Source organism: Chryseobacterium wanjuense (assembly GCF_900111495.1).
Lineage (GTDB): Bacteria > Bacteroidota > Bacteroidia > Flavobacteriales > Weeksellaceae > Chryseobacterium > Chryseobacterium wanjuense.
Map to the genome: position 1 here is coordinate 401,730 of NZ_FOIU01000002.1, position 26,439 is coordinate 428,168.

The following is a 26,439-nucleotide window of genomic DNA, read 5'->3' on the forward strand; positions in this document are numbered from 1 at the left end:
AATCGCAATAGTGATAAAAAAAATTAACAATAAACAATGAACGTAATGGTTCAAAATTTAAATAAATAAAAGAAAATGCTACACATCGACATACACAGTTTTTCGTACAAAAAAGGAGGAATTCCAAAAGATGAATCAGGAAACGGAGGTGGTTTTACATTTGACTGTCGCGGAATTCTGAATCCCGGAAGAATTGAAGAATATAAAATCCAGACCGGAAATGATATCGGCGTTCAGGAATACCTGGAAACAAAAACTGAAATGCCAAAGTTTTTAGAATTAATTAAAAGCTTAGTTTCAATTAATATCGACAACTATCTGGAAAGAGGTTTTGAAAATCTTCAGATCAATTTCGGATGTACGGGAGGACAGCACAGATCGGTGTATTCTGCAATTAAAATTGCTCATTTTATTCAGGAAAAATATGGTGATAAAGTTGAAATCAGCCTTCATCACGACGAACAGCATCAACTTAACATAAGCAATCAATAATGGACAATAAGTAAATATCTTTAACCTCGTTAATTATATTATTTATTTCATCATAAATTATTACTCATTTCCCATTATTCATTACCCATAATATATGAAAGCTCTTATTTTCGCAGCAGGAAAAGGAACAAGATTAAAACCTTTTACAGACCATCATCCAAAAGCACTGGCCAAGGTGAACGGTGTTCCCCTTTTGGAAAGAAATATTAAATATTTAAAAAGTTTCGGAATAAAGGATTTCGTCATAAATATTCACCACTTTGGAAATCAAATCGTTGATTTTTTAAAGCAAAACAATAATTTTGACTGCCATATAGAAATCTCAGACGAGACGGATGAACTCTTGGAAACAGGCGGTGGCTTGGTTTTTGCCAGAAAACTTCTTGATCACGGGGAAGATTTTCTCATCATGAACGCTGATATTTTAACGAATATCAATATCACAGACTTTGTAGAATATCATAAAAAGATAAAAGATTTTGCTACATTAGCCGTCTCAGATAGGGAAAGTTCACGAAAATTACTTTTCAATGATGAGATGGTTTTGAGAGGTTGGCTGAATGTACAGACCGGTGAGCAGAGGCTTGCGGAATTTAATAAAGGATTCAAGGCATTGGCTTTCAGCGGTGTTCACTGTATCAACCCCGCTATCTTTGATAAAATAAAAAGAACAGGCAAATTTTCTGTCATGGAAGAATATCTGGATCTGATGCAGACAGAGCATATTCATGGTTTTCTGCACGACAGTATTCTGATAGATGTCGGAAGACCGGAATCTATCGCAGAAGCCGAAAAACATTTTAAATAATTTTTGCAATGGGAATTGAAGGAATGAGGGATGAAAGTTTAGTAAATCCTGAACTTGATATTAACGAAACAAAATTACAAAACAGTCTAAGGCAAAAAACCTGGGACGAAACCATCACGAAAGACAGTTGGATGGTATTTAAGGTAATGGCTGAGTTTGTAGACGGCTACGAAAAACTGGCAAAAATAGGACCTTGTGTTTCTATTTTCGGATCTGCAAGGCTGAAGCCTCAAAGCAAATACTACAAAATGGCTGTAGAGATCGCGGAGAAGATCACGAATCTTGGTTTTGGAATCATCACCGGCGGCGGTCCCGGAATCATGGAAGCGGGCAATAAAGGAGCTTTCAATGCACAGGGAAAATCCATCGGGTTGAATATTGACCTGCCGTTTGAACAGCATTTTAATCCTTACATCAACAAATCGTATTCCATGAACTTCGATTATTTCTTTGTAAGAAAAGTGATGTTTGTGAAATATTCTCAAGGTTTTGTCGTAATGCCGGGAGGTTTCGGAACATTGGATGAGCTTACAGAAGCTTTAACATTAATTCAGACCAACAAAATCGGAAGGTTCCCGATCGTTTTGGTCGGCTCCGATTTTTGGAGCGGTCTTTTGGATTGGTTTAAAGAAACTTTGCTTAAAGAAAAAATGATTCACGAAGAAGATCTTGAACTTTATCGTGTGGTAGACACAGCTGACGAGGCAGTGGCACACATCAAAGCGTTCTATGATAAGTACTCTGTAAACGTTAATTTTTAATTGGCATATTATTTGTGACTTAAAACAAACAAGCATGATTGCAAATCTATTATTTAAAATGAAAAAATTTTTATATATATCAGGAATTTTAACATTTTTTATGTTAATGAGTTTTACGTATGTAGACTTTTACTCTTCAATGACGAAAGTGGATTATATAGACGGAAGCAAGACATTGAAGTTCACCACGAAAATGAATACAAACCATATTTCCGATGCCATTAAAATAAATCCTAATACAGCAGGATTCGAAGCAGAGGTAAAAAAATATGTAAATAATAATTTTGATGTGTACGTCAATGGCTCTCCGAAGACAATAACATTCACGGGAAGTCAGGTAAGCGGAGAAACGGTATGGGTATATTTCGAAGCCGGAGGTGTTTCGGATATCAATACCTTAAAGATTAAGAACACGATTCTTCTAAGCGCTTTTCCTAAACAGATTAATCTGGTAAATATAGCGTATAAAGGAAGTCAGAAAACCATGAACTTCCAACGGGGAAAAGAGGTGAATGAAGTTTCTTTTTAAAAGAATTTAATACTAATATAAACCACTGCTTTGGCGGTGGTTTTTTGTTTAATTTAAAACTTATTTAATTAAAACAAAAATGGCTGCCTAATGAAAGACAGCCAATTTATTTATAAAGATTCAAGTTCTTACTGAACCTGAATATTGTCTAACTGAATTGTAGTAGTCACCCCACTTCCGTTTCCGGTGTATTCGAATAAAATAAATCCGTTCCCCGTTAATGAAGCAGGAATATTATACGTTCCAGCCGGAGCTAAAACACCATATCCACTTGTAGGGGTCTGAGGAATTGTAAATGCAGATGTAATATCCGTCTTCGTAGCTTGTGTAATATCTCCAAGAGGCGTATAGTTCGTTGTATAATAAACTTTCAAAGCATTACCGTTCCAGAATCCTACATTTACGTCAAACTTCAATGTATTAGCAGCTGTAAAGTCAACCGGTACCGCAAAATAAGTTACATAAGGTCCTGAACCGGAGTTTGCCCCTAATTGGATATATTTATTACCGCTGAAAGTTTTCAACTGCCAATATCTGTTTCCTAATACCGGATCATTAACATATTTAGGATACACTTCCAGGTTAGCCGGTGAAGTAGGATAGCTTTCAAAATTTTCAAGGAAAGACCCTGAATATGTGATGGCCGTACCTCCTTTTGGCGGAGTTGCATCTACTCTAGCCCCTGTAAATTTAATATCAGAAATACTTCTGATAAGCATTTGCCAAGATGTATTGTATCTGCTTACTACAAAAGTTAAGCTTCCGTTTCCTGTTGGCAGCAATTCACCTCCTGTTTTAAAGAATCCTGAGTTTCTGATAACCGTAGCGTTTCCTAATTTATCTTCGATATTTCTATCAGTGTCTAATCCTTGACCTGCCGCATCATAATCGATAAATTTCTTTACAGTAGGATAAATTTCAGCAATATTGAACTGAACATCCGGAACTGTCACCAATGTGTTGATAAGACCAGGATTTTTCGCATCTGCCAAAGAAGCAAGTGGCGTTGGTACAATTGCCTGGATATCCAGACCATTTCCGCCACAAACTCCAGACATATATCTTCCTACAAGTGCCTGAGGAATTCTACCGATGGCATAGATAGGATCTTCAGAACCTAATTTAATAGCTCCTCTGTCTGTTCCTAAACGAAGACCTTTTGCATTAATTCTGATGTGCGCCCCAACCGGGAAGTCTGCAAAATTACTTGCCTTATCTACTTCGATCTGTAAACCTACAGTAGGATTTGAAGTTTTATCCTGAAAAGAAATCGTTTTATAAAAGTTACCTTGCTCGTCTGAAGAAACAACATAACCGTCGAAGATCTGATCTGTAGTAATCAATTTGAATCCTGTAGCAGGAGACTGCGCAACAAAATCTGCCATTGAAATGTTGGGCGCAGGAAATTTATTAGAACATTCGATAGGAGGTGTTTCCCACTCGTCGTTCTTCACGCAAGAAGACACTACAGACAGTACTCCTACTGCTAAAAATGTCGTTTTTAAAAAATTAGCGATATTATTCATTGTTGTTTTTTATTTTTTATTAGAATCTAAATTGTAAGTTAACAAAATATGAACGTCCTTGAGTATACCAATATTTTGGACCAAAAGAAGGAGTTGGGCTATAATAATCCATTGCAAAATCCATTGCTTTTGTTTCTCTGGTCTGCTCGAAACCTCCTGTAATGTATTTTTTGTTGTTTAGAATATTATTAACAGATGCTGTGATTAATAAATAATATTTACCAAAAACAAAAGATTTACCTGCATTAGCATTTAAGAAAAATGAAGAAGGAAGCTTCACAGGTTTCAGCATATCTCTTACGTCCGCTTCGGTAAGTCCCAGATACGGTGTGCTGGAATATACATTTTGAATAAAATTATTCGTTCTTAAAGCCGGAGCAGGATCCAGATAATTATCATCCAGATAATTCCAATTGGCACCTACCCACCAGTATTTAGGATTGTTGTAACGGAATCCTAAAGAGAATGCCTGCTGAGGAGTTCCTCCCTGTTTATAGTTTTTGATATAAGCTTTTCCGAATGAAGTAACGTTACTTCCTGAAGCATCAGATACCAAATAAACATCAGGATTATTGCGGTATACAAACTGTCCGTAACTTGCCAACCCTTGTACAGATAACGTCGGTAAAATTTTAACATCAACGCCTAATTCTGCACCCATATTTCTTTTCTCCACATTAGACATCACCTGAGTTACAAATGCACTCTGAACCTGAGAAACAGATCCGTCCGGATTTGTATTGTTCAACTGGATACCGTCTGCAAAGAATCTTTGTACATTCGTTTCATTCTGAGTATCTACCAAATATCCTGTCGCTCTCAATTTAAGGAAAGGCGTACTGATCACGTAGCTTAAATCATTTGCTGTAAATACTGTACTTTTGATATTAGGATTCACTAAAGCATTTACTCTAGGATTAATAAACAAATCTTCCAGGAACGGCGCCTGATTGTACACTGCTCCGTTATACACCAGGAAGTTTCTACCATTGATACGATATACAATCTGCCCTTTCAAACCAAAATTCCAGAAGTTGAAATCTTTGCTTTTACCGTAAGAATTTTCGTATAAATAATGTTTAAATAAACCTTCTCTGTTTGAAGAAGAATATCCTGCCAAAGCCGAAACAAAAATATCGAAGTTTCCTGTTGAGAATTTTAATCCCGGATTTACTTTTGCTTCCTGTCTTCTAAGGATATAGTTGTAAGTCATACGATCTCCGACTTTCACCTGAACATTAGGATCAAGCGTATTGTAATATCCTGTAGAACCTGGTTTTGCAGATTCTTTGAACGGGTCTACATTAATTGCATAATCTCCACCTAAAAGATCTTTCATCTCGCGGTAAAGTTCTGATTTGTAGTTTTGATAAGAAACGTTTAGAATAAACTTCGTCCGATCGTTGAAATTATACGTATAATGAGTTCCTGCATTGAAAATTTTATCATCACTTACATCATCTACCAAATAAACTTTAGAACGTCTTCCGTTTAATCCGTACAAACGAGCCATTTCCTGCTGATCTACCACATCATTTTGCTGGTTGTTGGCATACAATCTGCCCCAGTTGATTTGGGTAACATTCGGATCTCCATTGACCCAGCTATTAAGACTGGTATTGTATCCGTCAATTAGGGTAGTAAATTGATCCGGGGTAAAGAGCGGATTATTAACAACATTATACATAATACTGTTAATATAATAACTTGGTAAGTTTCTGTAATAGGTTGGAGATGGATTTGAAACGCCATTCCAATCCAAACGTGAGCCCCTGTCTTTACCAAACTGATAAGAAGCTGTTGTCCAAAGACCGGAGTTTTTATTAATTTTCCAGAAATCCTGAAGTTGGAAAATCGGCTGGAATCCTCTTCTTACCCTTTCACTTCTCTTTTCTCCATCCTGCCATCCCCAATATGAATTGTAATGTACTCCTCTGTAATCATATACTTCCTGAGTACTTGGGCTTGCCGTAGATCTTCTGTAAGGAGAACCGATGAAATTGAAAGTCATCGTATGTTTATCACTAAACTTTTTCTCTACTCCCAGATAAGTTCCGTATGCGTCATAGAAAGTACCTTCCTGGATTCCTTCTTCAGCCCATCTTCTGGCTCCCATTAAAGTAAATGCCCATCCTTTTTTGCTCATTCCTGAGCTGTATCGTAAAGATGTTCTGTATCGGTAGTTTCTGTTGGTTAAAGATTGAGTAAACTGAAATCCTTTTCTATATTCACTCGCTTTTGTATTTTTATAAATAACACCGCTGTTTCCACCGAAAGCATACTCAGACGGAGAGTGGTTGGAAGCAATTTCAGGATATCTCGTAATTTCGTTAAGACCACCCCAGTTGCTAAAATCTACATTTCCGTTATCAGATTTCACCATAGAAACACCATTCATCATGGTTTCTCCGGATCTACCATCAATCCCTCTCGGACGGAACCAATAAAATCCCAAATCAAACGCCGCGATCCTGCTAAATACATCTTGTGAAGATTGTAATAATCCTACAGTAGAAACCTGGCTGTTGCTGCTTTCATCATCATCACCATCACCGTCAATAATTGCTAAACCCTGATCCGCGCTTGTAAGTGTAGAATATAAGGTAATTGTCCCTAGATCCTTTTTCTTCTCATTGGCTACGTCAAACTCCATTACTTTGGTTTCGTAATTCGGTTTCGTAATCACAATTTGGTAATGCCCCGGCTGTAAATCTACAAATTGGAAATATCCGATTTTGTCGGCCGTTACATCATTGTCATTCCCTTTCAAATCTACTTCTGCCCGTTCTACAGGCTTTCCGTCTGCATCTTTCAGATACGCAAACACAGTGGTCTGCGCAAAATAATATGAAGCTGGAAGCAAAGTAAATAAAGAGACTAATGATAGTTTTTTAATCATGAGTATATTTATTTTTTTAAATACTTTTCTTGTTAATTTTCAACAGTTTAAAAGTTGGGGACGCAAATTTAGTCAAATTTTGTAATTAACAACTTTTTTCACGTTATTTTTTCTTAACATTGCAAACTTTTAAGAATGATTATATAAAAATTACAGCCATTCCACCCTATAAATTTACAAATATTTAAAATGGTATGAATAAAAAAAAAGTAAATTTGCAGATTAACTAATATTAAAACAACTCTAAAAGGATGAAGAAATTTTCGAGTTTATTGGCCATTATTATTTCGATTATGGCCTTTTCACAACAACAGGGAAAACTGAGAAAAGTAGCCACCGTAGGTTTTTTGAATGTAGAAAATCTTTGGGATACGATACGCTCAGCAGATTATATCGACGGAACCAAAGACATAAAAAATCCGGCTTTTCACAGAAGCATTCCTCTTGACTCCATCAAATTCCTGGAAGCAGAAAAATATGACGGTACCTGGAGCGATGAAGCTTTAAAAGGGAAAAAAGCGGTAAGATACCAAAGCGGATCCGACGAATTCACACCAAGCAGCCCTAAAAATTACAATACCAAGATTTACAAAGCAAAACTGGCCAATGAAGCCAAAGTAATTTCTGAAATGGGTGCTCAATACACAAAAACAGCTCCCGCCGTGGTTGGATTAATCGAGGTTGAAAACAGACAGGTGATTGAAGATCTGGTAAAAGAACCTGCCTTAAAAAAATACGATTACGGAATCATTCATTACAATTCTTATGATTACAGGGGAATTGATGTTGCTTTAATTTATCAGAAAAGAAGATTTACACCCACCAATTCATTGAAAAAAGAACTGAAAGTTTTCGGTGACGATGGGAAAAGAGAATATACAAGGGATATTTTAGTAGTAACCGGATTTTTGGATAACGAAAAAGTAGCATTTTTCATGAATCACTGGCCTTCTAGAAGAGGAGGTGAAGCCATCTCGTTACCGAAAAGAAATGCAGCGGCAGCTTTACTGAAACAGCAAATGGACAGCATAAGAGCAGCAGATCCTTCAACAAAATTGTTTGCCATGGGCGATTTTAATGATGATCCTGTAAGTTCAAGTTTAAAAAATTATCTGAAAGCTCAGCCAAGCCCGAAAGATTTAAGCGATAATACACCTTACCTTAATCTTATGTATCCTTTATACAAAAAAGGGGTGGCTTCATTAGCTTATCAGGATGCTCCAAACTTGTTTGACCAGATTATTGTTTCGAAAAACCTGGTTTCGGATCAGGTGACAAAAGAATATTCTGTTTATAAAGCGGAAATTTTTGCCCCTCCTTATTTAGTAAATAAAGAAGGAAATTACAAAGGCTATCCTTTCAGATCCTGGAACGGCGATCAGTTTACGGGAGGATACAGCGACCATTTTCCGGCCTTTGTAGTTCTCCAGAAAGAACCATAATAATTTCAGGCACTCTTTTTGAGTGCTTTTTTTATGTAAATTCATAGTATGAAAAATTTAATTTTAATATTAATTGTTTCTCTTTTATCTTTCAATTGTTCAGCGCAGACTGAACCTAAAAATGACAAAGAGAAATCAGAGATGAAACCTTCAAAAAATGAAGACGGAGAATGGGATCTTACGGTGATTGATACTCAGTTTGATTATTTTCTCAATGCCATAGCAAAACCTATCAGTCAATATTCGGAATCATATTTAAAAACAAAAAATACCCTTTTGGTAAGTGAATGGAATTCTTATTATTTTTCCGGAAAATATAGAAATATCATAGAATCTTCGATCGATTATGATCCCAAAGAAAATTACGGGATAAAATTTGAGTATAAATTATATCAAGTTTTTGCGTACGTGAACTGGAAGTATGGCTTGAGAATGAACGGGCTTTCGGGGAGTGACGTTACAAGATATTAAAAAAAGGTTCAGAGCAATTCTGAACCTTTTCATTTTATAATAGTTAAAAATTATTTGTTGAATAATTCCTCAACTTTATCCCAGTTTACCACTTCAAAGAAAGCAGCAACATAATCTGGTCTTCTGTTTTGATAGTTTAAATAATAAGCGTGTTCCCAAACGTCGATTCCTAAAACCGGAGTACCTTTTACGTCTGCAACAGGCATTAATGGGTTGTCCTGGTTCGGAGTGGAAGAAACAGAAACAGAGCCGTCAGCATTTTTGATTAGCCATGCCCATCCTGAACCGAATCTTGTTTTAGCAGCATCAGAAAAATCTGTTTTGAATTTGTCGAAACCGCCATAATTTTCGATAGCAGCTTTTACATTTCCTACAGGTTCTTTGCTTCCTCCCGGAGTTAAAATTTCCCAGAATAAAGTGTGGTTAAAATGTCCTCCTCCATTATTTCTTACTGCAGGTTTATCAGTTCCGGTCTGGCAGATCTCCTCGATCGTTTTACCTTCCAGATCAGTTCCTTTAATAGCATTATTTAAATTGTCGATATATGCTTGGTGATGCTTTGTATAGTGGATCTCCATTGTTCTTGCATCAATAGTTGGTTCCAATGCATCGTAAGCATATCCTAGTTTTGGTAATTCAAATGACATAATTATTATTTTTAATGTTATTATTCAAATTTAGCCATAAATAAACCTATCTTCAAAGAATGAGGATTACTTTAATAAATCTTTAACATTGATGGTTTGATTTGATATTACTTTGACTTCTCGCTTTTATCTTCTAATAAAAACCCTTTCAGAGTTTGAAACTCTGAAAGGGTTGTATAATAAACAAATTAAGTTATTCTATTTATTCATAGACATCAGGAATTCCTCGTTATTCAGGGTTCCTTTGATGTTTTTGTCAACAAATTCCATGGCTTCTACAGGATTCATTTCAGAAAGATACTTTCTTAAAATCCACATTCTCTGAGAAGTTACCTCATCAAGAAGTAAATCATCTCTACGAGTACTCGAAGCTACCAAATCAATGGCAGGATAAATTCTTCTGTTGGCAATTTTTCTGTCTAGTTGAAGTTCCATGTTACCCGTACCTTTGAATTCTTCAAAGATCACTTCGTCCATTTTAGAACCTGTATCGATAAGTGCTGTTGCAATAATGGTTAAAGATCCACCACCTTCAATTTTTCTTGCAGCACCGAAGAATCTTTTCGGTCTGTGAAGTGCGTTGGCATCCACCCCACCCGAAAGAACCTTTCCAGATGCAGGAGTTACAGTATTGTACGCTCTTGCTAATCTTGTGATTGAATCTAATAAAATAACAACATCGTGTCCGCATTCCACCATTCTTTGAGCTTTTGCTAAAACAAGGTTGGCTACTTTCACGTGCTTCTCTGCCGCTTCATCAAAGGTAGATGCTATTACTTCCGCATTTACACTTCTTTCCATATCGGTAACCTCTTCCGGACGTTCGTCGATCAAAAGAACCATCATGTATACTTCAGGGTGGTTGGCAGCGATAGAATTGGCGATATCTTTCAGCAACATTGTTTTACCCGTTTTTGGCTGGGCAACAATCATTGCTCTCTGTCCTTTCCCAATCGGTGCGAATAAATCCACAACTCTTGTAGAAATGGTAGATCCTTTTCCTGCCAGGTTGAATTTTTCTTCAGGGAAAAGCGGTGTTAAATATTCGAAAGCAACACGGTCTTTAATAAAAGCAAGATCACGTCCGTTAACTTCAGTTGGTCTTAATAAAGAAAAATATTTTTCGCCTTCTTTTGGTAATCTTACGATACCTTTTACCGTATCTCCGGTTTTCAATCCAAAATTCCTGATTTGAGCCGTAGAAACATACACATCATCCGGTGACGAAATATAGCTGAAATCTGATGAACGTAAAAATCCGTAATTATCAGGTAAAATCTCCAAAACCCCCTCAATGCTTACCATTCCGTCGAAGTTGAATTCCTTCTTTTCATGGTGCTGCTCCTCATTCCTTTCAGAATGTTGCTGCTGTTGCTGCTGCTTATTCTGATTTTGGTTTTGATTCTGGTTTTGGTTTTGGTGCTGATTTTTATGCTGATTTCCGGCGTTGTGCGGATTGTTGTGTTGTCCTTTTTGAGGTCTGGCCTGCTGTGGCTGAGGGTTGGCAGGTTTTTCTTCTGCCGGAGCAGATTCCTGAGGTTCTGTGTTTTTAGGAGCTTCTGGTCTTTCTTGCGACATCTCTGTGTTTGCTGTATTTGTCGCTGAAACCCTTTTCCTTTTTTTCTTGGCCGCAGATGCAGCTGCTTCTTCTGCAGTTTCAGCTTTTACTTCTGCCGGCTTAGGTTCTTCAGAAACTTGTTCTGTGGCCTCTACTCTAGGTTTTTCTTCAGCTTGTGGTTTTATATCTGTCGGAGTTTTGGTTTCCGCTTTCGGTTTGGCTGCCGTTTTTTTCGGAGCTGGTTTTTTGGCAGGAGCCTTTGCAGGTTTTTCTGCCTCTTTTTCTTCACCATTCATAGGGGTTTCTGTGACGTTGAAGTAATCTTTCGCCACCTTAGGATTTGAAGCCTGAAAGTCAAGAATTGCAAAGATTTTGTCATTTTCATTGCTGTTTCTTGCAACTTTAACGCCCAAATCTTTTAAGATTTTAGTCAGTTCCGTTACGGATTTTGACCTTAACGTTTCAATGTTAAACATATTTAATGTAAAAAATGTAATTAATTGTGAATAAGAAAAGTAAGTCCGGTGACTTTTGTTTTCAAGTACATTCGTATAATGCAAATCTACACTTATTTTTGAATTGTGCAAAATTTATATTATTTTTGCGTAGAATTTAATATTCAATGCTACAAAGAATACAGACTATATGGACTTTTTTGGCAGTTTTAGCTGCTGTGTTTCTGTTCGTTACAGGGCAAGATGTTATCATTTCCGACAGTTTTCCTGTGCTGAATATAGGCTGTATCGTCCTAGTTTTGGTTGGATTACTGAGTGTATTCAGCTTTAAAAACAGAAAAAGACAAATTTTGCTGAATAATATCAGCATCATTATAAACGCTTTGTTGATTGGTGTATTGATTTACTGGTTACTAAAATTATCCGGAGGAATTCAGATTCCTGAGAAGGGTATTGAGCCAATTTTTCCGTTGATCGCGATTATTTGTTTGTTTATTGCAAACATCTATATCAAGAAAGATGAGAGGCTCGTAAAATCTGTAGACAGACTTCGATAACCTTACAACGATTTTTTGAGTGAGAACAGCTTCTTTTTAGGAGCTGTTTTTTATTTTTACAAAAAACATTTAAGTGATGATTAAAAATAATTTCAGTAAAGTTCTTTTTCTTATTGGATTTTTAGCCAGTGGTTTTATCATTTTGCCTCTTCTAGATAAAAGTAGACAAAAAGAAGATGATAAAAAGCCAAGCTTTTATGATGCAGAAATCAATGCCAATGTAAATGAAAGCTTGGAAATAGGATATTTATTCGAGGTGAATAACAAAACGTATAAGCCTGGTCTTTATCATTATGTAATTCAAGCAAAACGGAATGATGAACGAATAGAATTTCTGGAGGATGAGCCTTCTAATTTTGAAAACATGATCGTTTTTAACTGGAGACAAACAAAACCTCCTTATAAGGTAATTAAAAAAGCAAAAGCAGATACTCTTTACATTATTAAAAGGGGGAGAAAAATTGCATTTTCCAAATACTTAGATGAAGATAATTGATTTGCCAAATCCCTAAGAGATTTAAAATCAGTAATCCTTGTCAAGGTTTTGAACCTTGACAAGGATCAAGGCAATTTGGTAAAAAAGAAAATTTAAATGCAACATTTCCGTTTAACCTGCGACAGATTATCTAAAATTTTATTTAAAATGAAAAAACTAACCTATCTTACCTTTTCGCTATTCTCCATTTTCTCTTTTGCACAGGAAGTTTCGAAAGAAAGAATCCAGACTGTTCTGGCGACACTGGCTTCGGATGAAATGAAGGGCCGTGAAATCGGAACACAGGAAAATGAAAATGCAGCCAACTATATTGCAAAACTTTTTAAAGAAAACGATTTAGAATACTGTACCGGAAATTCATACTTGGTTCCATTTGATTATAAAGGAAAAACGGCGTATAATGTTTGTGGAATTAAGAAAGGAAAAACAGACAAATTCCTGGGCTTCTCGGGACACTTCGATCACATCGGAACAAGCAATAATGCAAACGACAACATCTACAACGGAGCCGATGACGATGCAAGCGGAATTACAACTTTGGTAGGAATTTCTGATTATTTTAAAGACAAAAAACCGGAATTTTCTATGGTTTTCATGGCTTTTAACGGGGAAGAAAAAGGGATGCTGGGTTCTAAAGCGATTTCCCAGGATAAAAATTTAGATAAAATTTATAATAACCTTACCACTCTTTTCAATTTTGAAATGGTGGCAACGGAATCTGCATTCGGGAAAAATGCTTTATTCATGACTGGTAACGAATTTTCTGATTTGGATGAATTATTTAACAAGAATGCGGAAAATGGTTTAAAAATTAATCCTGATCCATATGCTTCGGAACAATTATTCTACAGATCTGACAACGTGAATTTTGTGAAAAAGAAAATTATTGCCCATTCTTTTTCAACGGTTGATATGACCAAAGCAACTCATTATCATAATGAAAGCGATGATCTTCATGTTGTAGATTTTGATAATTTAACACAGATCGTGAATAATTTCGGAAAGACGTTGGAAAAACTGACACCAAAGAATTTTACACCGAAATATAATGAGAAAGTGGAATTTTAATAAAATTTTAATCATACAGCAAAACCACCATTTCCCGGTGGTTTTTTCTTTTACAAATCTTTAAAACTGAATTAAAAGCATTTGATTCGTTAAAAATTGTAACAAAAACAGCAGAACTAAAACATATTACAGAAAGTAAAAAGACCATTAAAACGTCTTATCATTTAAATTACGTAATTTTGCTATCCAATTTTTTCATTGAATGAATCAATATCTTAAAATACTAAAGTTCGCAAGACCTCATCGAAAATATATCTACGGAAGTTTATTTTTCAATATCATGTATTCTGTATTTCAGATTGCATCTTTGGGAACGATTTTGCCGGTGTTGGGAATGCTTTTCGGAACTATAAAACCAGAAAAATATGAAAAAGCTCCTGAGTATTCGGGAGACATTACAGATTTTTTTAATTATCTGAAAGAATATTCCAACTATTATGTTCAGAATTTGGTAACAGAACACGGTGCCCTTAAAGTTTTGGCCTGGCTGTGTATTGTGACGGCTTTTATGTTCTTATTGCGAAATTTATTCCGTTATTTAGGATCTTTTCTGTTGATTAATTATCGTGTAGGCGTTACGAAAGACCTTCGTAGTGCGATGTACAACAAAATACTTTCGCTTCCTGTTTCCTTTTTTACAGAACGTAGAAAAGGTGACTTAATGTCCCGTATGTCAAATGATGTGGGTGAAGTAGAAGGCAATATTTTAGGAAGTTTGATAGAATTAATCAATGCTCCGTTTATGTTGATCAGTACGTTGCTTACCTTATTCTTTTTAAGTCCGGAAATGACGCTTTTCTCCCTGCTCGTACTGCCTGTAATGGGAACAATGATCGCATTGGTAGGAAAAAGCCTGAAAAAGAATTCTCATGAAGCCCAGCATGAAATGGGAACTATTTTTTCCATTGTAGATGAAACATTGAAATCTTCAAAAGTGATTAAAATTTTCAATGCTGAAAAAATCATGGGCAACAGATTCTCGCAATCGATGCAAAGATGGATCAACAGCTCTATCAGCTTGGGAAGAAAGAAGGAATTGGCCTCTCCGATGAGCGAATTTTTAGGATCGATCACTTTCTTAATTATCGCTTGGTACGGCGGGAAACAAATCATCGTAGAACAATCTATTTCTCCGGCAGATTTTCTGGTATTCCTGGGAATGTTCTTCCAGATTCTGCCTCCTGCAAAAAGTTTATCGACTTCCATCGGAAATGTTCAGAAAGGGGAAGCTTCTCTTGAGAGAGTATTGGATATCCTTGATGCTGATGTGAAAATTGATGAGGCAGCTAATCCTGTTACAATTTCTACCCTTAATAATCAGATAGAATTTAATAATATCGGCTTTTTTTACGATAAAGACCATACCATCCTGAAGAACTTTTCTTTGATCATTCCGAAAGGAAAAACCGTTGCTCTTGTCGGGCAAAGTGGTAGTGGAAAGACGACCATTGCAAATCTTTTGGCAAGATTCTATGATGTTTCTGAAGGTGAAATTTTAATTGACGGTATTGATATTAAAAATTTAAAATTAAAAGAATACCGCCAGCTATTGGGAATGGTAACACAGGAATCGGTATTGTTCAACGATTCTGTTTACAATAATATTCTGATGGGTAAACCGGATGCAACCAGAGAAGAAGTGATAGCAGCGGCAAAAATCGCAAATGCAGATTCATTTATCACCAATCTTCCTGAAGGATATGATTCTAATATAGGGGATGATGGCGGAAAACTTTCCGGAGGGCAGAAACAAAGGGTTTCTATCGCAAGAGCGGTACTGAAAAATCCGCCAATTATGATTTTGGATGAAGCAACTTCTGCCTTGGATACAGAATCGGAAAGATTTGTTCAGGATGCACTGGAAAAAATGATGGAAAACAGAACATCTTTAGTGATTGCCCACCGACTTTCAACCATTCAGAAAGCAGACTGGATCGTAGTGATGGAAAAAGGAGTGATTGTAGAACAGGGAACTCACCACGACCTTATCGCAAAAAGAGGAATGTATCACAAGCTTGTTGAGCTACAGAATTTCGATTAAATCAAAGGGTGGGAAGCTTGGAGTTTTACCCTCACACCAAAACCTCCTGCCTCAAGCATCCATCAGCCAAGTAAAAAAATTTAAAAATGAACCCAATACAAGAGTATTTCTACAGAATTGAAGAGCCTGATAGAAGTACTCTTCTTTTTTTACGCAAAAAAATACTGGAATCCGATACGGAAAATATTACTGAAACATTGAGTTTTGGCTTACCTTTTTTTAAGTATAAAAAGAAAATGCTGTGTTATTTTTATTATAGTAAAAAATATAAAAAACATTACGTAAGTTTTTACCACGGTGACAGGCTTGATGATCCACAGCTACTCCAGGAGGACAGAAAGAAGTTTAAAATCCTTTTAATTGATATGAATGAGGATTTGCCTGTGGAATTGATTTTAAAGCTGATTAATGAAGTAAAACAATATATTAAAGCATAAAAAATACAATGATGAACAAAATGAATTTTGATCCTGAGATTAAAATCAATGTCGGTTTTTTAATCTATAACCAGGTAGAAGCTATGGATCTCAATGGTCCGATAGATGTATTCACAAAGGCCAACAGATTCGACAATAGATATAACCTTTATACCGTTTCTGAAACCAGTCAGCTCGTCCCTTCTGAGGGCGGAACGATACACATGAAGGCTAGTTATTCTTTTGAAAACGCTCCGCAGGCGGATATTTTAATTATTCCCGGAGCAGCCGTGGCTACAATTTCCGAGATCTGCAATAATGATAATATTATTAACTGGATCATTCAACAAGATCAAAATACAAAGCTTACGGTAAGCATCTGTACCGGTTCATTAATTCTTTCCAAAGCAAAAATCCTCGACGGAAAATCTGCAACCACTCACCATCTGGCTCTTGATTTATTAAGGCAAAACCCCACAATAAAGGTCGTAGAGAAAGTACGATATGCTGAAGACGGTAAATTTTTAACAAGCGCAGGAATTACCTCAGGTCTTGATGTTGCACTCCATATCATCGAGATGATCAGTGGAAAAGAAGTCGCCGAAGAAATCGCACAAACTATGGTGTACAACCGCAGCGCCAATATGGATTTTATAAAATAAAAGAGGAAACAATGTTTCCTCTTTTTTATGTTTGATTTAATTTTTAATCTTAATCTTTCATTCTTGCAATCACATCCAGACCGCCTTTTGTAATGTCACCGATCTTACAGATAATTTCCGTATCCAAAGGCAGGAAAACATCCATTCTCGAACCGAATTTGATAAACCCGAATTCGTGTCCCGCTTTCGCTTCATCACCTTCATTACAATAGAAAACAATTCTTCTGGCAACGTATCCTGCAATTTGCCTGAAAACCACCTGATGATTCGTTAAACTTTCCACTGCTACGGTTGTTCTTTCGTTTTCTGTAGAAGATTTCTCATGCCAAGCTACCAGATATTTTCCCGGATGGTATTTTTTATAAATAACCTTCCCTGAAACCGGATATCTGCAGATATGAACATTAAGGGGAGACATGAAAATAGAAACCTGAATGGCTTTTCCTTTGATGAACTCATCCTCTTCCACTTCTTTGATCATTACCACCTTCCCGTCAACAGGAGCAATCACATTCTCTCTATGCTCCAAAATATCACGATCCGGAACTCTAAAGAACCAGAATATTAAACTGTACACTACCAATAATGGCAGAATGATCACCAATGACCACATTTCAAGAAAATAAATAGCCAACGCACCCAACACGATGAAAAGTATGGTTGCTACGGTAATCGTTCCTTTCGATTCTCTGTGTAATTTCATGAGATTAAATAAATTTTTCTAAAATAAAGTACAAATATACGACAGGAACGCAGATTAAAAAACTATCCAGTCGATCTAATACTCCGCCATGCCCCGGAATAAGGTTTCCACTGTCTTTCACACCGAAATTTCTTTTCAGCTGACTTTCTACCAAATCTCCTATCGGAGCAAATGTTGCTACCAAAAATCCTACTACAATCCAGTTTCCCCGAAGATCCGGATGATACTGCTCGATAAAATAAGATAAAATTAAAGTAAGAACTACTCCGCCAATATATCCTTCCCAGGTTTTTTTGGGCGAAATTTTAGGAGCCATTTTATGTTTCCCGAAGAATTTCCCGGTAAGATAAGCAAATGTATCACTGCTCCAGATTAATATAAACAGGAAAAGGACTTCCAGGGAAAAACGGTCGTCAAATCTTGAAAACTTAGGCAGTCCCAACGCAAAACAGAACGGCAGAGCCACATAAATGACCGTAAAAATCAGTTTTCCGCTGTCGTAGTACAATTCGTTCGGATATTTAAATAAAGTGACTACAGCGATAACAATTAAAAGCATCGCCAGAATCTCACTTATCCTAAAATCAAAAAAGAAATCGAAGTGGAAATATCTTTTAGAAAAAATAAAAAAAATGAAAATAATTAAAGGAAGCACGATCCACCTTTCGTAGCCGTTCCCGAATTTCATTATTTTAAAACATTCCCAAGAACCGACTCCCAGTAAAAGCGTTATCAAGCCATAATACAGATATTCCTGCTTTACGAGATCCGGTGAAATACTGTTGATGAGTTGTGCTCCCAGCGGAGTTGTACAAAGAATAATGATTGCAACGTAAACAATTCCTGATAGGGTTCTTTGAATGAGATTTTTGTCCAAAATTTTAAGTTTAGAAGTTGATGCTTAATCTTCAAGCAGCAATAAAAATAGTTTCGTATTGGCATGGGAAGAGGTATCGAGCTTCGATTGGCTTCCGCTGATAGAAGTAAGATTCTTTATATTCCCGTTTCGTTTTATCTTACCCATCGCATCGTTCAGGTTGTTGACAATCTGTGAAACATTAGCCATAATGATAATTTTATTAGGCAGCCTCGAAGAATGGTAGTGAAGAATATTGTTGTGGGAAAGCATAATTCTTCCATCATAGGCGATCAGATATTCGCAGGTGATGAAAGCCGCATCATTGTCAGTTTGTAATTCTGCAGTATAAGGAGATTTCACGACATTCAAAAAATTCTGAAGATCCTTATCCCAGCAAAAAACTTTGTTGATTCCTTCTATTTTGATAATCTGATTTAAAGTCTGTAGAGCCTCCGCTTCATCTGCACAATAATTGAAAAATCCCCCCGAATGCGTAAACAATTGGGCAAACTTATAGTCGAGATCCGCATTTTTCAACGAATCCCCCAGCTTCTCCAGGCTCTGAGATTCTTCTTCCTCAGGCTGGTTCGTCAGTTTGCTTACAATCCTCTTGAATAAATTCAAATCAATTTATTTTTAGTCAACTTTATACAAAAATATAAAATTAATCAAATAGAAATCCAAAAATATGTCTATAAATATGAAAAAACCTGACAATTTTGGAACTGTCAGGTTTATTTATTTAATTTAAAAAAGAAATTTTAAAGTTGAGTCGGGCTTTCAGGAGCCTGAATTTCACTTTCCTCTTCTCTTTCTTTGTCTTTAATAACAATCGTTTCAGCTTGTTCTCCTACCGTATTGGTCACTGGTTTTTCCGTTAATTCCGGATCCCAGGCTCTCTTTCCGAACACTTCTTCAAGGTCTTCACGGAAGATCACTTCTTTTTCCAACAGCTTGCTTGCAAGAGCATCCAGCTTGTCTTTGTTTTCCGTTAAGATCTGAACCGCTCTGTCATATTGATTTTCGATAATTGCTTTAATTTCGATATCAATTTTCTTCGCCGTTTCTTCAGAATAAGGTTTTCCGAAAGAATATTCCGACTGACCTGAGCTGTCATAGTAAGAAATATTACCAATATTCGGGCTCAACCCGTAGATCGTAACCATTGCCTGAGCTCTCTTCGTTACATTTTCAAGGTCAGAAAGCGCCCCTGTAGAAATATTGTTGAAAATCACCTGCTCTGCAGCTCTACCACCCAATGTTGCACACATCTCGTCCAGCATTTGTTCTGTAGTAGTCAGCTGTCTTTCTTCCGGTAAATACCATGCTGCACCCAGCGAACGCCCTCTCGGAACGATAGTCACCTTCAACAATGGTGAAGCGTGCTCTACCAGCCATGAAATTGTCGCGTGTCCTGCTTCATGATAAGCTACTCTTTTCTTTTCAGAAGGTTTGATGGCTTTATTTTTCTTTTCAAGACCACCGATGATTCTGTCTACAGCGTCAAGGAAATCCTGTTTATTTACTGAAGTATGGTTGTTTCTTGCTGCAATTAATGCCGCTTCGTTACAAACATTGGCAATATCTGCCCCACTGAATCCCGGAGTTTGTTTTGCTAAAAACTCTCTGTCTACTGTATCATCAAGTTTGATTTTCTTCAAGTGAACATCAAAAATCTGTCTTCTTTCGTGTAATTCCGGAAGGTCTACATAGATCGAACGGTCAAAACGTCCTGCTCTCATCAAGGCTTTATCCAAGATATCAGCTCTGTTGGTTGCCGCCATTACGATAACGTTTGTATCTGTTCCGAAACCGTCCATTTCAGTAAGAAGCTGGTTCAGGGTGTTTTCTCTTTCGTCGTTTCCGCCGGAGAAATTATTTTTTCCTCTTGCACGCCCGATTGCGTCGATCTCATCGATGAAGATAATCGCAGGAGATTTTGCTTTAGCCTGCGCAAAAAGGTCTCTTACTCTGGAAGCTCCTACCCCAACAAACATCTCCACGAAATCTGAACCTGAAAGCGAGAAGAAAGGAACTTTGGCTTCACCCGCCACAGCTTTCGCCAATAACGTTTTACCCGTTCCCGGAGGGCCTACCAAAAGAACACCTTTAGGAATTTTACCTCCCAGCTTTGTATATTTTTCTGAGTTTTTCAAGAAATCTACTACTTCCTGAACTTCTTCTTTAGCACCTTCCAGACCGGCAACATCTTTAAATGTCACCTGAATTCTTTCTTTTTCGTCGAAAAGCTTAGCCTTGGATTTTCCGATAGAGAAAATTTGTCCACCGGGACCTCCGCCACCGCCCATCTTTCTGAAAAGAAGGAAATAGAATAATCCTAAAATAGCAATCCAGATCAATGCAGAAACCAGAATATCCATAAACGGACTTTTTCCTGCACCGTAATCTTTGGTTGTTTTAATGGCCGGATTTGCGGCTCTTACCTGATCAAATTTTTGAAGGAAAAGCTGAAGATCTCCATATTTAACAGTAAAATCTGCTTTTGGAGCCATTGAGAATGCAGAAAGCGGGTCATTTTCTTTGGTTTTGCTTACCATTGCCGTTTTTGCAGCCTGTGTAAGAAACACATCAGCCTTCTCAGTATCTTTGTAAATTATAATGTTCTGAACTTTTCCCGCCTGCATTTCTTTGAAGAAACCATCTTCGTCAATAGTCTTTGCACTGCTGTCACCGAAAAAATTTGGGACAAAAAATAACAAAAGAGCTATGATCGCAATCGGAAAAAACCAGTTGAATCCTTTATTGTTCATTTATACTTTTTAAAATTTTAAAATTCATTTTCAACCTTTGTAATGACAGCGTCACCCCAAAGTTCCTCTATATCATAGTACTCCCGTACCTGTTTTTGAAAAATATGAACTACCACTGAGACGTAATCTACCAAAACCCACATTGCGTTTTCTGTACCTTCTACGTGCCAAGGTCTTTCTTTTAATTCGTTTCTCACTTTTTTCTCAACACTTCCTGCCAGTGCGGCTACCTGCGTGTTGGAATTTCCGCTACATATCACAAACGTCTCTGCTACCGAGTTTTCAATGTTTGAAAGATCAAAGATCATAATGTCCTCACCCTTTACATCCTGAATAGCCTCAACGATTTTATCTAATAGTTCTTGTTTTTCTGCTGTTTTATTCATTAAAAAATACTATAATCTGCAAATTTATTGTTTTTCTTTTACTTTAGCCTTACTTTTGAGCCCCGAAAGTCTTAAAGTTTTCTTAAATGAGTCAACTATTTTACCTGAAAGAATGCTCTTCTACTAATGACGAAATTTCAAAGTTTTTACTTTATGAAAATTCAGATTTTGTTACTTTGTATACATTCAATCAAACCAAAGGCCGCGGTCAGTACGGAAATACGTGGTCTTCAACCGCTGAAAAAAATTTAGCTTATACCTTGGCTGTAAAGACGGAGCACTTCATGCTTTCAGATTTCATGTTCAATTATTATACCGCAATCGTTATCAGGGATTATCTTGCCAATTTGACTGAAAACGATGTAAAAATAAAGTGGCCGAACGATATTATTCTTAAAAATAAAAAAATCGTCGGAATTTTAATTGAAAAGAAAAAAATTAACCAAAATAATTATTTCATCATCGGAGCCGGCTTCAATATTTTGCAGGAAGATTTTGATGAAATTTCCAATGCTGGATCACTTTTAACGCAGACCGGCAGACATTTCGACCTTGAAGAATTCACTTTAAACCTCAATGATTTTCTTATCAAAAGACTTCAGAATATCCCTTCCGAAGAAGAAATTATGAGACTTTTTAATGCCCATTTATTCCGGAAAGATGAGATTTCGGTTTTTGAACTGGACAAAACGCGCCAAAATGGCATCATAAGATACGCCGACGAAAAAGGAGAACTCTGGATCGAACTCGAAGACGGAATTTGCTCATTTTATCACAAAGAAATAAAACTATTTTACTGATTCGCTCTTTTCAGGTATAAATACGCTGCAAGCGGGAAAAAAGCAATATTCGGAAGCCACATCGCCAATGCCGGAGATATGCTTTTGTTTTCGGAAACTACTTTCAAAGCTTCGAATGAAAATACGAAAACGAACGCCAGGGAAATCCCCAAAGCCAGGTTAATTCCCAATCCTCCACGTTTTTTCTGTGAAGAAAGAGAAAGCGCCAAAAACGTCAGGATGATAATGGAAATCGGCATCGCTGTCCGCTGATGAAGCTCATTAAGATGGGCATTCAGGTTGCTGTTTCCTTTTTCCTTTTCTCTTTTGATGAATTTTAAAAGTTCCGGAGTGGTTTTATTTTGTCCTAAAAGCTCGTTCGGGAAAAGCTCTTCCGGATTGTGTCCGAAGCTTTTCTTTAAATCAAAGCCATTGGCAAGCTTCTCCGTATCGTTTTTATTGATTGTTTTTTCTGCGTAAGAATTTAAGACAAACAGTTTTTTATCTTTATCCCAAGTAACATCTGAGGCTTTGAGTTCGTACGTCAATCTTCTGTTTTTATCAAACTTCTGATAGACAAATCCTGAACCTCTTTTTTCCCTTTTATTCCAGGAATTAATGAAAATATATTCTGTTTTGCTCAACTGTGCAGAAACAGGAGCCGTTCCTAAAACCTTTTCCTTGTTGGTCGCATTATAAGTATACGCTTCCAGCTGATTTTTCTGGATATTTGCCCAAGGCAGCACAAAGTGATTGACTCCCAAAGAGATCGTTGCAATAAACAAAGATGTTAAAAGATAAGGTCTTGCAAAGCGATGGAAACTCGCACCACTACTGATGACGGCAACAATTTCCGTATTATTTGCCATTCTCGATGTAAAATAAATCACCGAAATGAATACCAGAATTGAGAGGAAAGTCATGACCAGGTTGATGATCCAGAACGGGTAGAAATGAACCAAAAAATACGTCAGATTAAGCTTTGCATCGATCGCCGTAGCATTCTCGATTCTCGGGATTTTCTGCTGAACGTCGATCACGAGTACAACTATAGACAGCAATATCAGCATGAAACTGAATGTTCCAAGATATTTTTTTACGATATATCGGTCTATAATTTTTAACATAAATCCTATTTTAAAGTCTTTGTCTAAGCACCGGAACCACAGAATTCTTCCATTCGTAGAAATCTCCTGCCATAATGTGTTCTCTGGCCACTTTTACAAGATCCAAATAAAACGCTAAATTATGAATTGAAGCAATTTGTTTGGCCAAATATTCTTTAGAAACGAATAAATGTCTCAAATATGCTTTCGAATATTCTTTATCTACGAAACTTGTTCCAAACTCATCCAAAGGCGAAAAATCTTTTTTCCACTTTTCATTTTTAAGATTCATCACGCCTTTCCAAGTGAAAAGCATGGCGTTTCTTGCATTTCTCGTCGGCATTACACAATCCATCATATCGATTCCCAAACCGATGGATTCCAGAATGTTCCACGGAGTTCCCACTCCCATTAAATATCTTGGTTTTTCCTTTGGTAAAATATCGGTAACCTCATCCGTAATTCTGTACATTTCCTCTTCAGGCTCCCCTACGGAAAGTCCTCCGATGGCATTTCCTTCCGCACCGGCTTCAGAAATTACTTCAGCAGAAATTTTTCTTAAATCTGAATAGGTTGATCCCTGAACAATAGGGAAAAGTCTTTGTTTGTAACCGTATAATTCAGGATTATTTTCAGTCCATTCGATGCATCTTTTCAACCAGCGATGCGTAAGCTCCATTGATAATTTGGCCTGATTGTATTCGCAAGGATAAGCAACACATTCATCAAAAGCCATAAAAATATCGGCTCCGATCTGTCTTTGGATCTCCATTGATTTTTCCGGAGAAAACATGTGATAACTTCCGTCGATATGAGATTTGAATCTTGCTCCTTCCTCCGACATTTTTCGGCTACTTGCCAGGGAAAACACCTGAAAACCTCCCGAATCCGTAAGAATAGGAAGATCCCAGTTCATGAATTTGTGCAAACCTCCTGCATCCTGCATCGTTTCCATGCCCGGACGAAGGTATAAATGATACGTGTTCCCCAAAATAATCTGGGCTTTTATGTCTTCTTTTAATTCTCTTTGGTGAACTGTCTTTACGCTGGCAACAGTTCCTACAGGCATAAAAATCGGCGTCTGGATTTTACCGTGATCTGTGGTAAGTTCTCCTGCTCTAGCCTTCCCCTCCGAGGTTTTTTCTATAGTAAAAAATTTCTGCATTTTTAAAAATTATCTTGCGAAAGTCGGCAAATTCTGGTTCTTCTTCAGTTTCTCCTTTACATATTTGTCCGCTTTCGGATCTTTTTCCAATACTATTTTTTGTGCTTCTTCTGCAATTCCGTTCATCTTTTCTTTAACTACATAATATTTAAAGCTCTGAACAAAATCATCGGGTTTTACATTATGTGTTTTAAGGACATATCTTGTTCCCGCTTCCAGATTTGAATTCGGATACATGAACGTTGCCTGATCATTGATCGATAAATCGGCCAAAATTTCCGCCATCTGATCTTTCGGGATAAGATTTTTAGGCTTGTCGATATAATCTCCTCCGCAGGAAACGACAAAAATTAACAAAAAAATGAAGATCAGCTTTTTCATAACCTGTTGATTATTGATTTCCATTTTAAATTTAAAACTCCAAAAACCGCTTCATGAATGATTCCTCCATTCATTTTGCTTTCTCCTAAAATTCTGTTTGTAAAAATAATAGGTACTTCCACAATTCTGAATCCTTTTTTAAAAGCCCTGAATTTCATTTCAATCTGAAATCCATAACCTTTTAACCTTACATTATCCAAACCTATTTCTTCCAATACTCTTCTTGAAAAACAAACGAAACCTGCCGTTGTATCGTGAATCGGAAGACCTAAAATGAATCTTACATATTTTGAGGCAAAATAAGACAGCAAAACCCTTCCCATCGGCCAGTTTACCACGTTTACTCCTTTAGAATAACGTGATCCGATCGCCATATCTGCATTTTTACATGCTTCAAATAATTTCGGCAGATCATTCGGGTTGTGAGAAAAATCGGCATCCATCTCAAAAATATAATCGTATTGGTTTTCAATTGCCCATTTAAAACCATGAATATATGCTTTCCCCAAACCGTCTTTCACATGTCTTATCGACAAATGAAGATAGTGCGGAAACCTTCTCTGCAGGTCTTTTACTACTTCTGCCGTTCCATCGGGAGACGTATCATCCACGACCAAAACATGAAAGTCATCATCCAATGCAAAAACCGCGGAAATAATATTTTCAATATTTTCCTTTTCGTTGTAAGTTGGGATTATGACCAGTTTTTTCATTTCAGTTTGCAAAGATAGTTTATTTAACCTTTTTATTTTATACAAAATAATCTATAATTTTGCAAAAAACATTCCGTTGCCGTTATCACAAAATATTACAAATCATATAAGAATACCTGAGAACAACGATTGGGTGATCTTTATATTGCTGGGCTGCATCTTTTTATACCTTTTTATGATGAATGTCATAGAAAGAGAGGCCAACCTGAAAGACTTTCTGCTTCAAAAATATTTCGATGCAAGCAATAACCTGCCGAGCTGGGTGATCACTTCCTGTGTGACAGTGCTTACATTGTCGGTTCTCATCTCACAATACATACCTATTGTGCCAAAATATATTGCAGATTTGCATATTTTAGGGTATCAACTGAATAAATTTGGGTTTTGTTTAATAGCAATTGTATTTTTTTACTTAATAAAATCAACTTTAGGATTTTTATTTTTCCAAAGTATAGGTGACGGCAAAAGATGGTCTATTTTTTATTTTACCTCTACAAAATTTTACTTCATTCTGTCATTTTTGTTAATAATTTTATGTGTAACCCACTATTATTTCCCGATAGACAGAAATAAAATGTTTTTATACTATTTAATATTCTTTTCTTTCGTCTTCATTTTCAAGGTTTTTTTCTATTTATTTCACAAGAACAACATCTTACCTGAAAAATGGTATTATAAATTTTTGTATATTTGCACCCTCCAAATCGCACCACTTTTGTTGCTTTGGAAATTATTATTTTTTTAATAA

General features: G+C 36.6%; 27 protein-coding genes. 14 read left to right on the top strand and 13 right to left on the bottom strand.

Annotated features, from left to right (window positions below; translation table 11 throughout):
* Positions 1-75: 75 nt before the first annotated feature.
* The 4 genes from BMX24_RS13545 to BMX24_RS13560 all read left to right on the top strand — a co-directional run bounded on the left by BMX24_RS13545 (position 76) and on the right by BMX24_RS13560 (position 2,590).
* Positions 76-492, top strand: a complete 417-nt coding sequence (locus tag BMX24_RS13545) for a RapZ C-terminal domain-containing protein (protein WP_089793567.1) — start codon at positions 76-78, stop codon at positions 490-492.
* A gap of 94 nt (positions 493-586) precedes the next feature.
* Positions 587-1,300: a nucleotidyltransferase family protein gene (locus BMX24_RS13550; protein ID WP_089793569.1), complete on the top strand. Its 714-nt coding sequence runs from the start codon at positions 587-589 to the stop codon at positions 1,298-1,300.
* Positions 1,301-1,323: 23 nt separating this feature from the next.
* Entirely contained in the window at positions 1,324-2,061 is a 738-nt protein-coding gene (locus BMX24_RS13555; RefSeq protein WP_394332541.1) for an LOG family protein, read from the top strand.
* Positions 2,062-2,119: 58 nt separating this feature from the next.
* Positions 2,120-2,590, top strand: coding sequence for a DUF6702 family protein (locus BMX24_RS13560; RefSeq protein WP_228404847.1), 471 nt, complete (start codon positions 2,120-2,122; stop codon positions 2,588-2,590).
* 128 nt (positions 2,591-2,718) lie between these two features.
* Here the strand turns inward: BMX24_RS13560 and BMX24_RS13565 are convergent, their stop codons facing one another.
* The gene (locus tag BMX24_RS13565; protein ID WP_089793574.1) at positions 2,719-4,116 is read right to left on the bottom strand and encodes a M949_1556 family lipoprotein; all 1,398 of its coding nucleotides are present in this window, start codon (positions 4,114-4,116) and stop codon (positions 2,719-2,721) included.
* Positions 4,117-4,135: 19 nt separating this feature from the next.
* Positions 4,136-7,015 carry a carboxypeptidase-like regulatory domain-containing protein gene (locus BMX24_RS13570; RefSeq protein ID WP_089793576.1) on the bottom strand — a complete coding sequence of 960 codons (2,880 nt, stop codon included), beginning with the start codon at positions 7,013-7,015 and terminating at the stop codon, positions 4,136-4,138.
* 251 nt (positions 7,016-7,266) lie between these two features.
* Here BMX24_RS13570 and BMX24_RS13575 point away from each other — a divergent pair, with 251 nt between their 5' ends.
* Positions 7,267-8,457: an endonuclease/exonuclease/phosphatase family protein gene (locus BMX24_RS13575; protein WP_089793578.1), complete on the top strand. Its 1,191-nt coding sequence runs from the start codon at positions 7,267-7,269 to the stop codon at positions 8,455-8,457.
* A 48-nt stretch (positions 8,458-8,505) separates the two neighbouring features.
* Positions 8,506-8,928 carry a DUF6146 family protein gene (locus tag BMX24_RS13580; RefSeq protein ID WP_089793580.1) on the top strand — a complete coding sequence of 141 codons (423 nt, stop codon included), beginning with the start codon at positions 8,506-8,508 and terminating at the stop codon, positions 8,926-8,928.
* Between the two features lie 50 nt (positions 8,929-8,978).
* Here BMX24_RS13580 and BMX24_RS13585 read toward each other — a convergent pair whose 3' ends face one another.
* Positions 8,979-9,575, bottom strand: coding sequence for a superoxide dismutase (locus tag BMX24_RS13585; RefSeq protein ID WP_089793582.1), 597 nt, complete (start codon positions 9,573-9,575; stop codon positions 8,979-8,981).
* A gap of 198 nt (positions 9,576-9,773) precedes the next feature.
* Positions 9,774-11,609, bottom strand: a complete 1,836-nt coding sequence (gene rho, locus BMX24_RS13590) for a transcription termination factor Rho (protein ID WP_089794693.1) — start codon at positions 11,607-11,609, stop codon at positions 9,774-9,776.
* Positions 11,610-11,755: 146 nt separating this feature from the next.
* On the opposite strand from rho, the gene BMX24_RS13595 reads away from it, so the two are divergent.
* From BMX24_RS13595 to BMX24_RS13620, 6 genes are all read left to right on the top strand, one after another.
* Positions 11,756-12,145 (top strand): DUF4293 family protein, encoded by a 390-nt coding sequence (locus BMX24_RS13595; RefSeq protein ID WP_089793584.1) that lies wholly within the window; start codon positions 11,756-11,758, stop codon positions 12,143-12,145.
* A 76-nt stretch (positions 12,146-12,221) separates the two neighbouring features.
* The gene (locus BMX24_RS13600; protein ID WP_089793586.1) at positions 12,222-12,641 is read left to right on the top strand and encodes a hypothetical protein; all 420 of its coding nucleotides are present in this window, start codon (positions 12,222-12,224) and stop codon (positions 12,639-12,641) included.
* Positions 12,642-12,788: 147 nt separating this feature from the next.
* The gene (locus BMX24_RS13605; protein WP_089794695.1) at positions 12,789-13,709 is read left to right on the top strand and encodes a M28 family peptidase; all 921 of its coding nucleotides are present in this window, start codon (positions 12,789-12,791) and stop codon (positions 13,707-13,709) included.
* 202 nt (positions 13,710-13,911) lie between these two features.
* Positions 13,912-15,750 carry an ABC transporter ATP-binding protein gene (locus tag BMX24_RS13610; RefSeq protein ID WP_089793588.1) on the top strand — a complete coding sequence of 613 codons (1,839 nt, stop codon included), beginning with the start codon at positions 13,912-13,914 and terminating at the stop codon, positions 15,748-15,750.
* A gap of 86 nt (positions 15,751-15,836) precedes the next feature.
* Positions 15,837-16,187: a DUF1801 domain-containing protein gene (locus BMX24_RS13615; protein ID WP_089793590.1), complete on the top strand. Its 351-nt coding sequence runs from the start codon at positions 15,837-15,839 to the stop codon at positions 16,185-16,187.
* Between the two features lie 8 nt (positions 16,188-16,195).
* On the top strand, positions 16,196-16,828 hold the full coding sequence (locus BMX24_RS13620) for a DJ-1/PfpI family protein (protein WP_089793592.1): 633 nt from the start codon (positions 16,196-16,198) through the stop codon (positions 16,826-16,828).
* 49 nt (positions 16,829-16,877) lie between these two features.
* Here the strand turns inward: BMX24_RS13620 and BMX24_RS13625 are convergent, their stop codons facing one another.
* The 5 genes from BMX24_RS13625 to rsfS form a co-directional block, all read right to left on the bottom strand.
* Positions 16,878-17,531, bottom strand: a complete 654-nt coding sequence (locus BMX24_RS13625; protein WP_089793593.1) for a phosphatidylserine decarboxylase family protein — start codon at positions 17,529-17,531, stop codon at positions 16,878-16,880.
* A gap of 4 nt (positions 17,532-17,535) precedes the next feature.
* Positions 17,536-18,408, bottom strand: a complete 873-nt coding sequence (locus tag BMX24_RS13630; RefSeq protein ID WP_089793595.1) for a phosphatidate cytidylyltransferase — start codon at positions 18,406-18,408, stop codon at positions 17,536-17,538.
* 24 nt (positions 18,409-18,432) lie between these two features.
* Positions 18,433-19,014 (bottom strand): LUD domain-containing protein, encoded by a 582-nt coding sequence (locus tag BMX24_RS13635; protein WP_170835714.1) that lies wholly within the window; start codon positions 19,012-19,014, stop codon positions 18,433-18,435.
* A gap of 137 nt (positions 19,015-19,151) precedes the next feature.
* A complete protein-coding gene (gene ftsH / locus BMX24_RS13640) occupies positions 19,152-21,161 on the bottom strand; it encodes an ATP-dependent zinc metalloprotease FtsH (RefSeq protein ID WP_089793598.1) in 2,010 nt (669 codons plus the stop codon).
* Between the two features lie 17 nt (positions 21,162-21,178).
* Positions 21,179-21,547, bottom strand: coding sequence for a ribosome silencing factor (rsfS, locus tag BMX24_RS13645; protein WP_027380465.1), 369 nt, complete (start codon positions 21,545-21,547; stop codon positions 21,179-21,181).
* An 86-nt stretch (positions 21,548-21,633) separates the two neighbouring features.
* Between rsfS and BMX24_RS13650 the strand changes: the two genes are divergently transcribed.
* Complete coding sequence (locus BMX24_RS13650) at positions 21,634-22,347, top strand: biotin--[acetyl-CoA-carboxylase] ligase (protein WP_089793600.1); 714 nt, start codon at positions 21,634-21,636, stop codon at positions 22,345-22,347.
* On the opposite strand, the gene BMX24_RS13655 is transcribed toward BMX24_RS13650, so the two are convergent.
* From BMX24_RS13655 to BMX24_RS13670, 4 genes are read right to left on the bottom strand one after another with little or no spacing between them, the layout of a single operon-like run.
* Positions 22,341-23,453 carry an LptF/LptG family permease gene (locus BMX24_RS13655; protein ID WP_089793602.1) on the bottom strand — a complete coding sequence of 371 codons (1,113 nt, stop codon included), beginning with the start codon at positions 23,451-23,453 and terminating at the stop codon, positions 22,341-22,343. The genes BMX24_RS13650 and BMX24_RS13655 overlap by 7 nt on opposite strands.
* Before the next feature lie 10 nt (positions 23,454-23,463).
* Positions 23,464-24,597, bottom strand: coding sequence for a tRNA guanosine(34) transglycosylase Tgt (gene tgt, locus BMX24_RS13660; RefSeq protein ID WP_089793604.1), 1,134 nt, complete (start codon positions 24,595-24,597; stop codon positions 23,464-23,466).
* Positions 24,598-24,606: 9 nt separating this feature from the next.
* Positions 24,607-24,978 (bottom strand): DUF4296 domain-containing protein, encoded by a 372-nt coding sequence (locus BMX24_RS13665; protein WP_089794697.1) that lies wholly within the window; start codon positions 24,976-24,978, stop codon positions 24,607-24,609.
* A complete protein-coding gene (locus BMX24_RS13670; RefSeq protein WP_089793606.1) occupies positions 24,975-25,691 on the bottom strand; it encodes a polyprenol monophosphomannose synthase in 717 nt (238 codons plus the stop codon). The genes BMX24_RS13665 and BMX24_RS13670 overlap by 4 nt, the downstream gene beginning before the upstream one ends.
* On the opposite strand from BMX24_RS13670, the gene BMX24_RS13675 reads away from it, so the two are divergent.
* Complete coding sequence (locus tag BMX24_RS13675) at positions 25,675-26,436, top strand: DUF4271 domain-containing protein (protein ID WP_228404849.1); 762 nt, start codon at positions 25,675-25,677, stop codon at positions 26,434-26,436. The two genes, BMX24_RS13670 and BMX24_RS13675, sit on opposite strands and share 17 nt — an antisense overlap.
* The last annotated feature ends 3 nt before the right edge of the window (positions 26,437-26,439 follow it).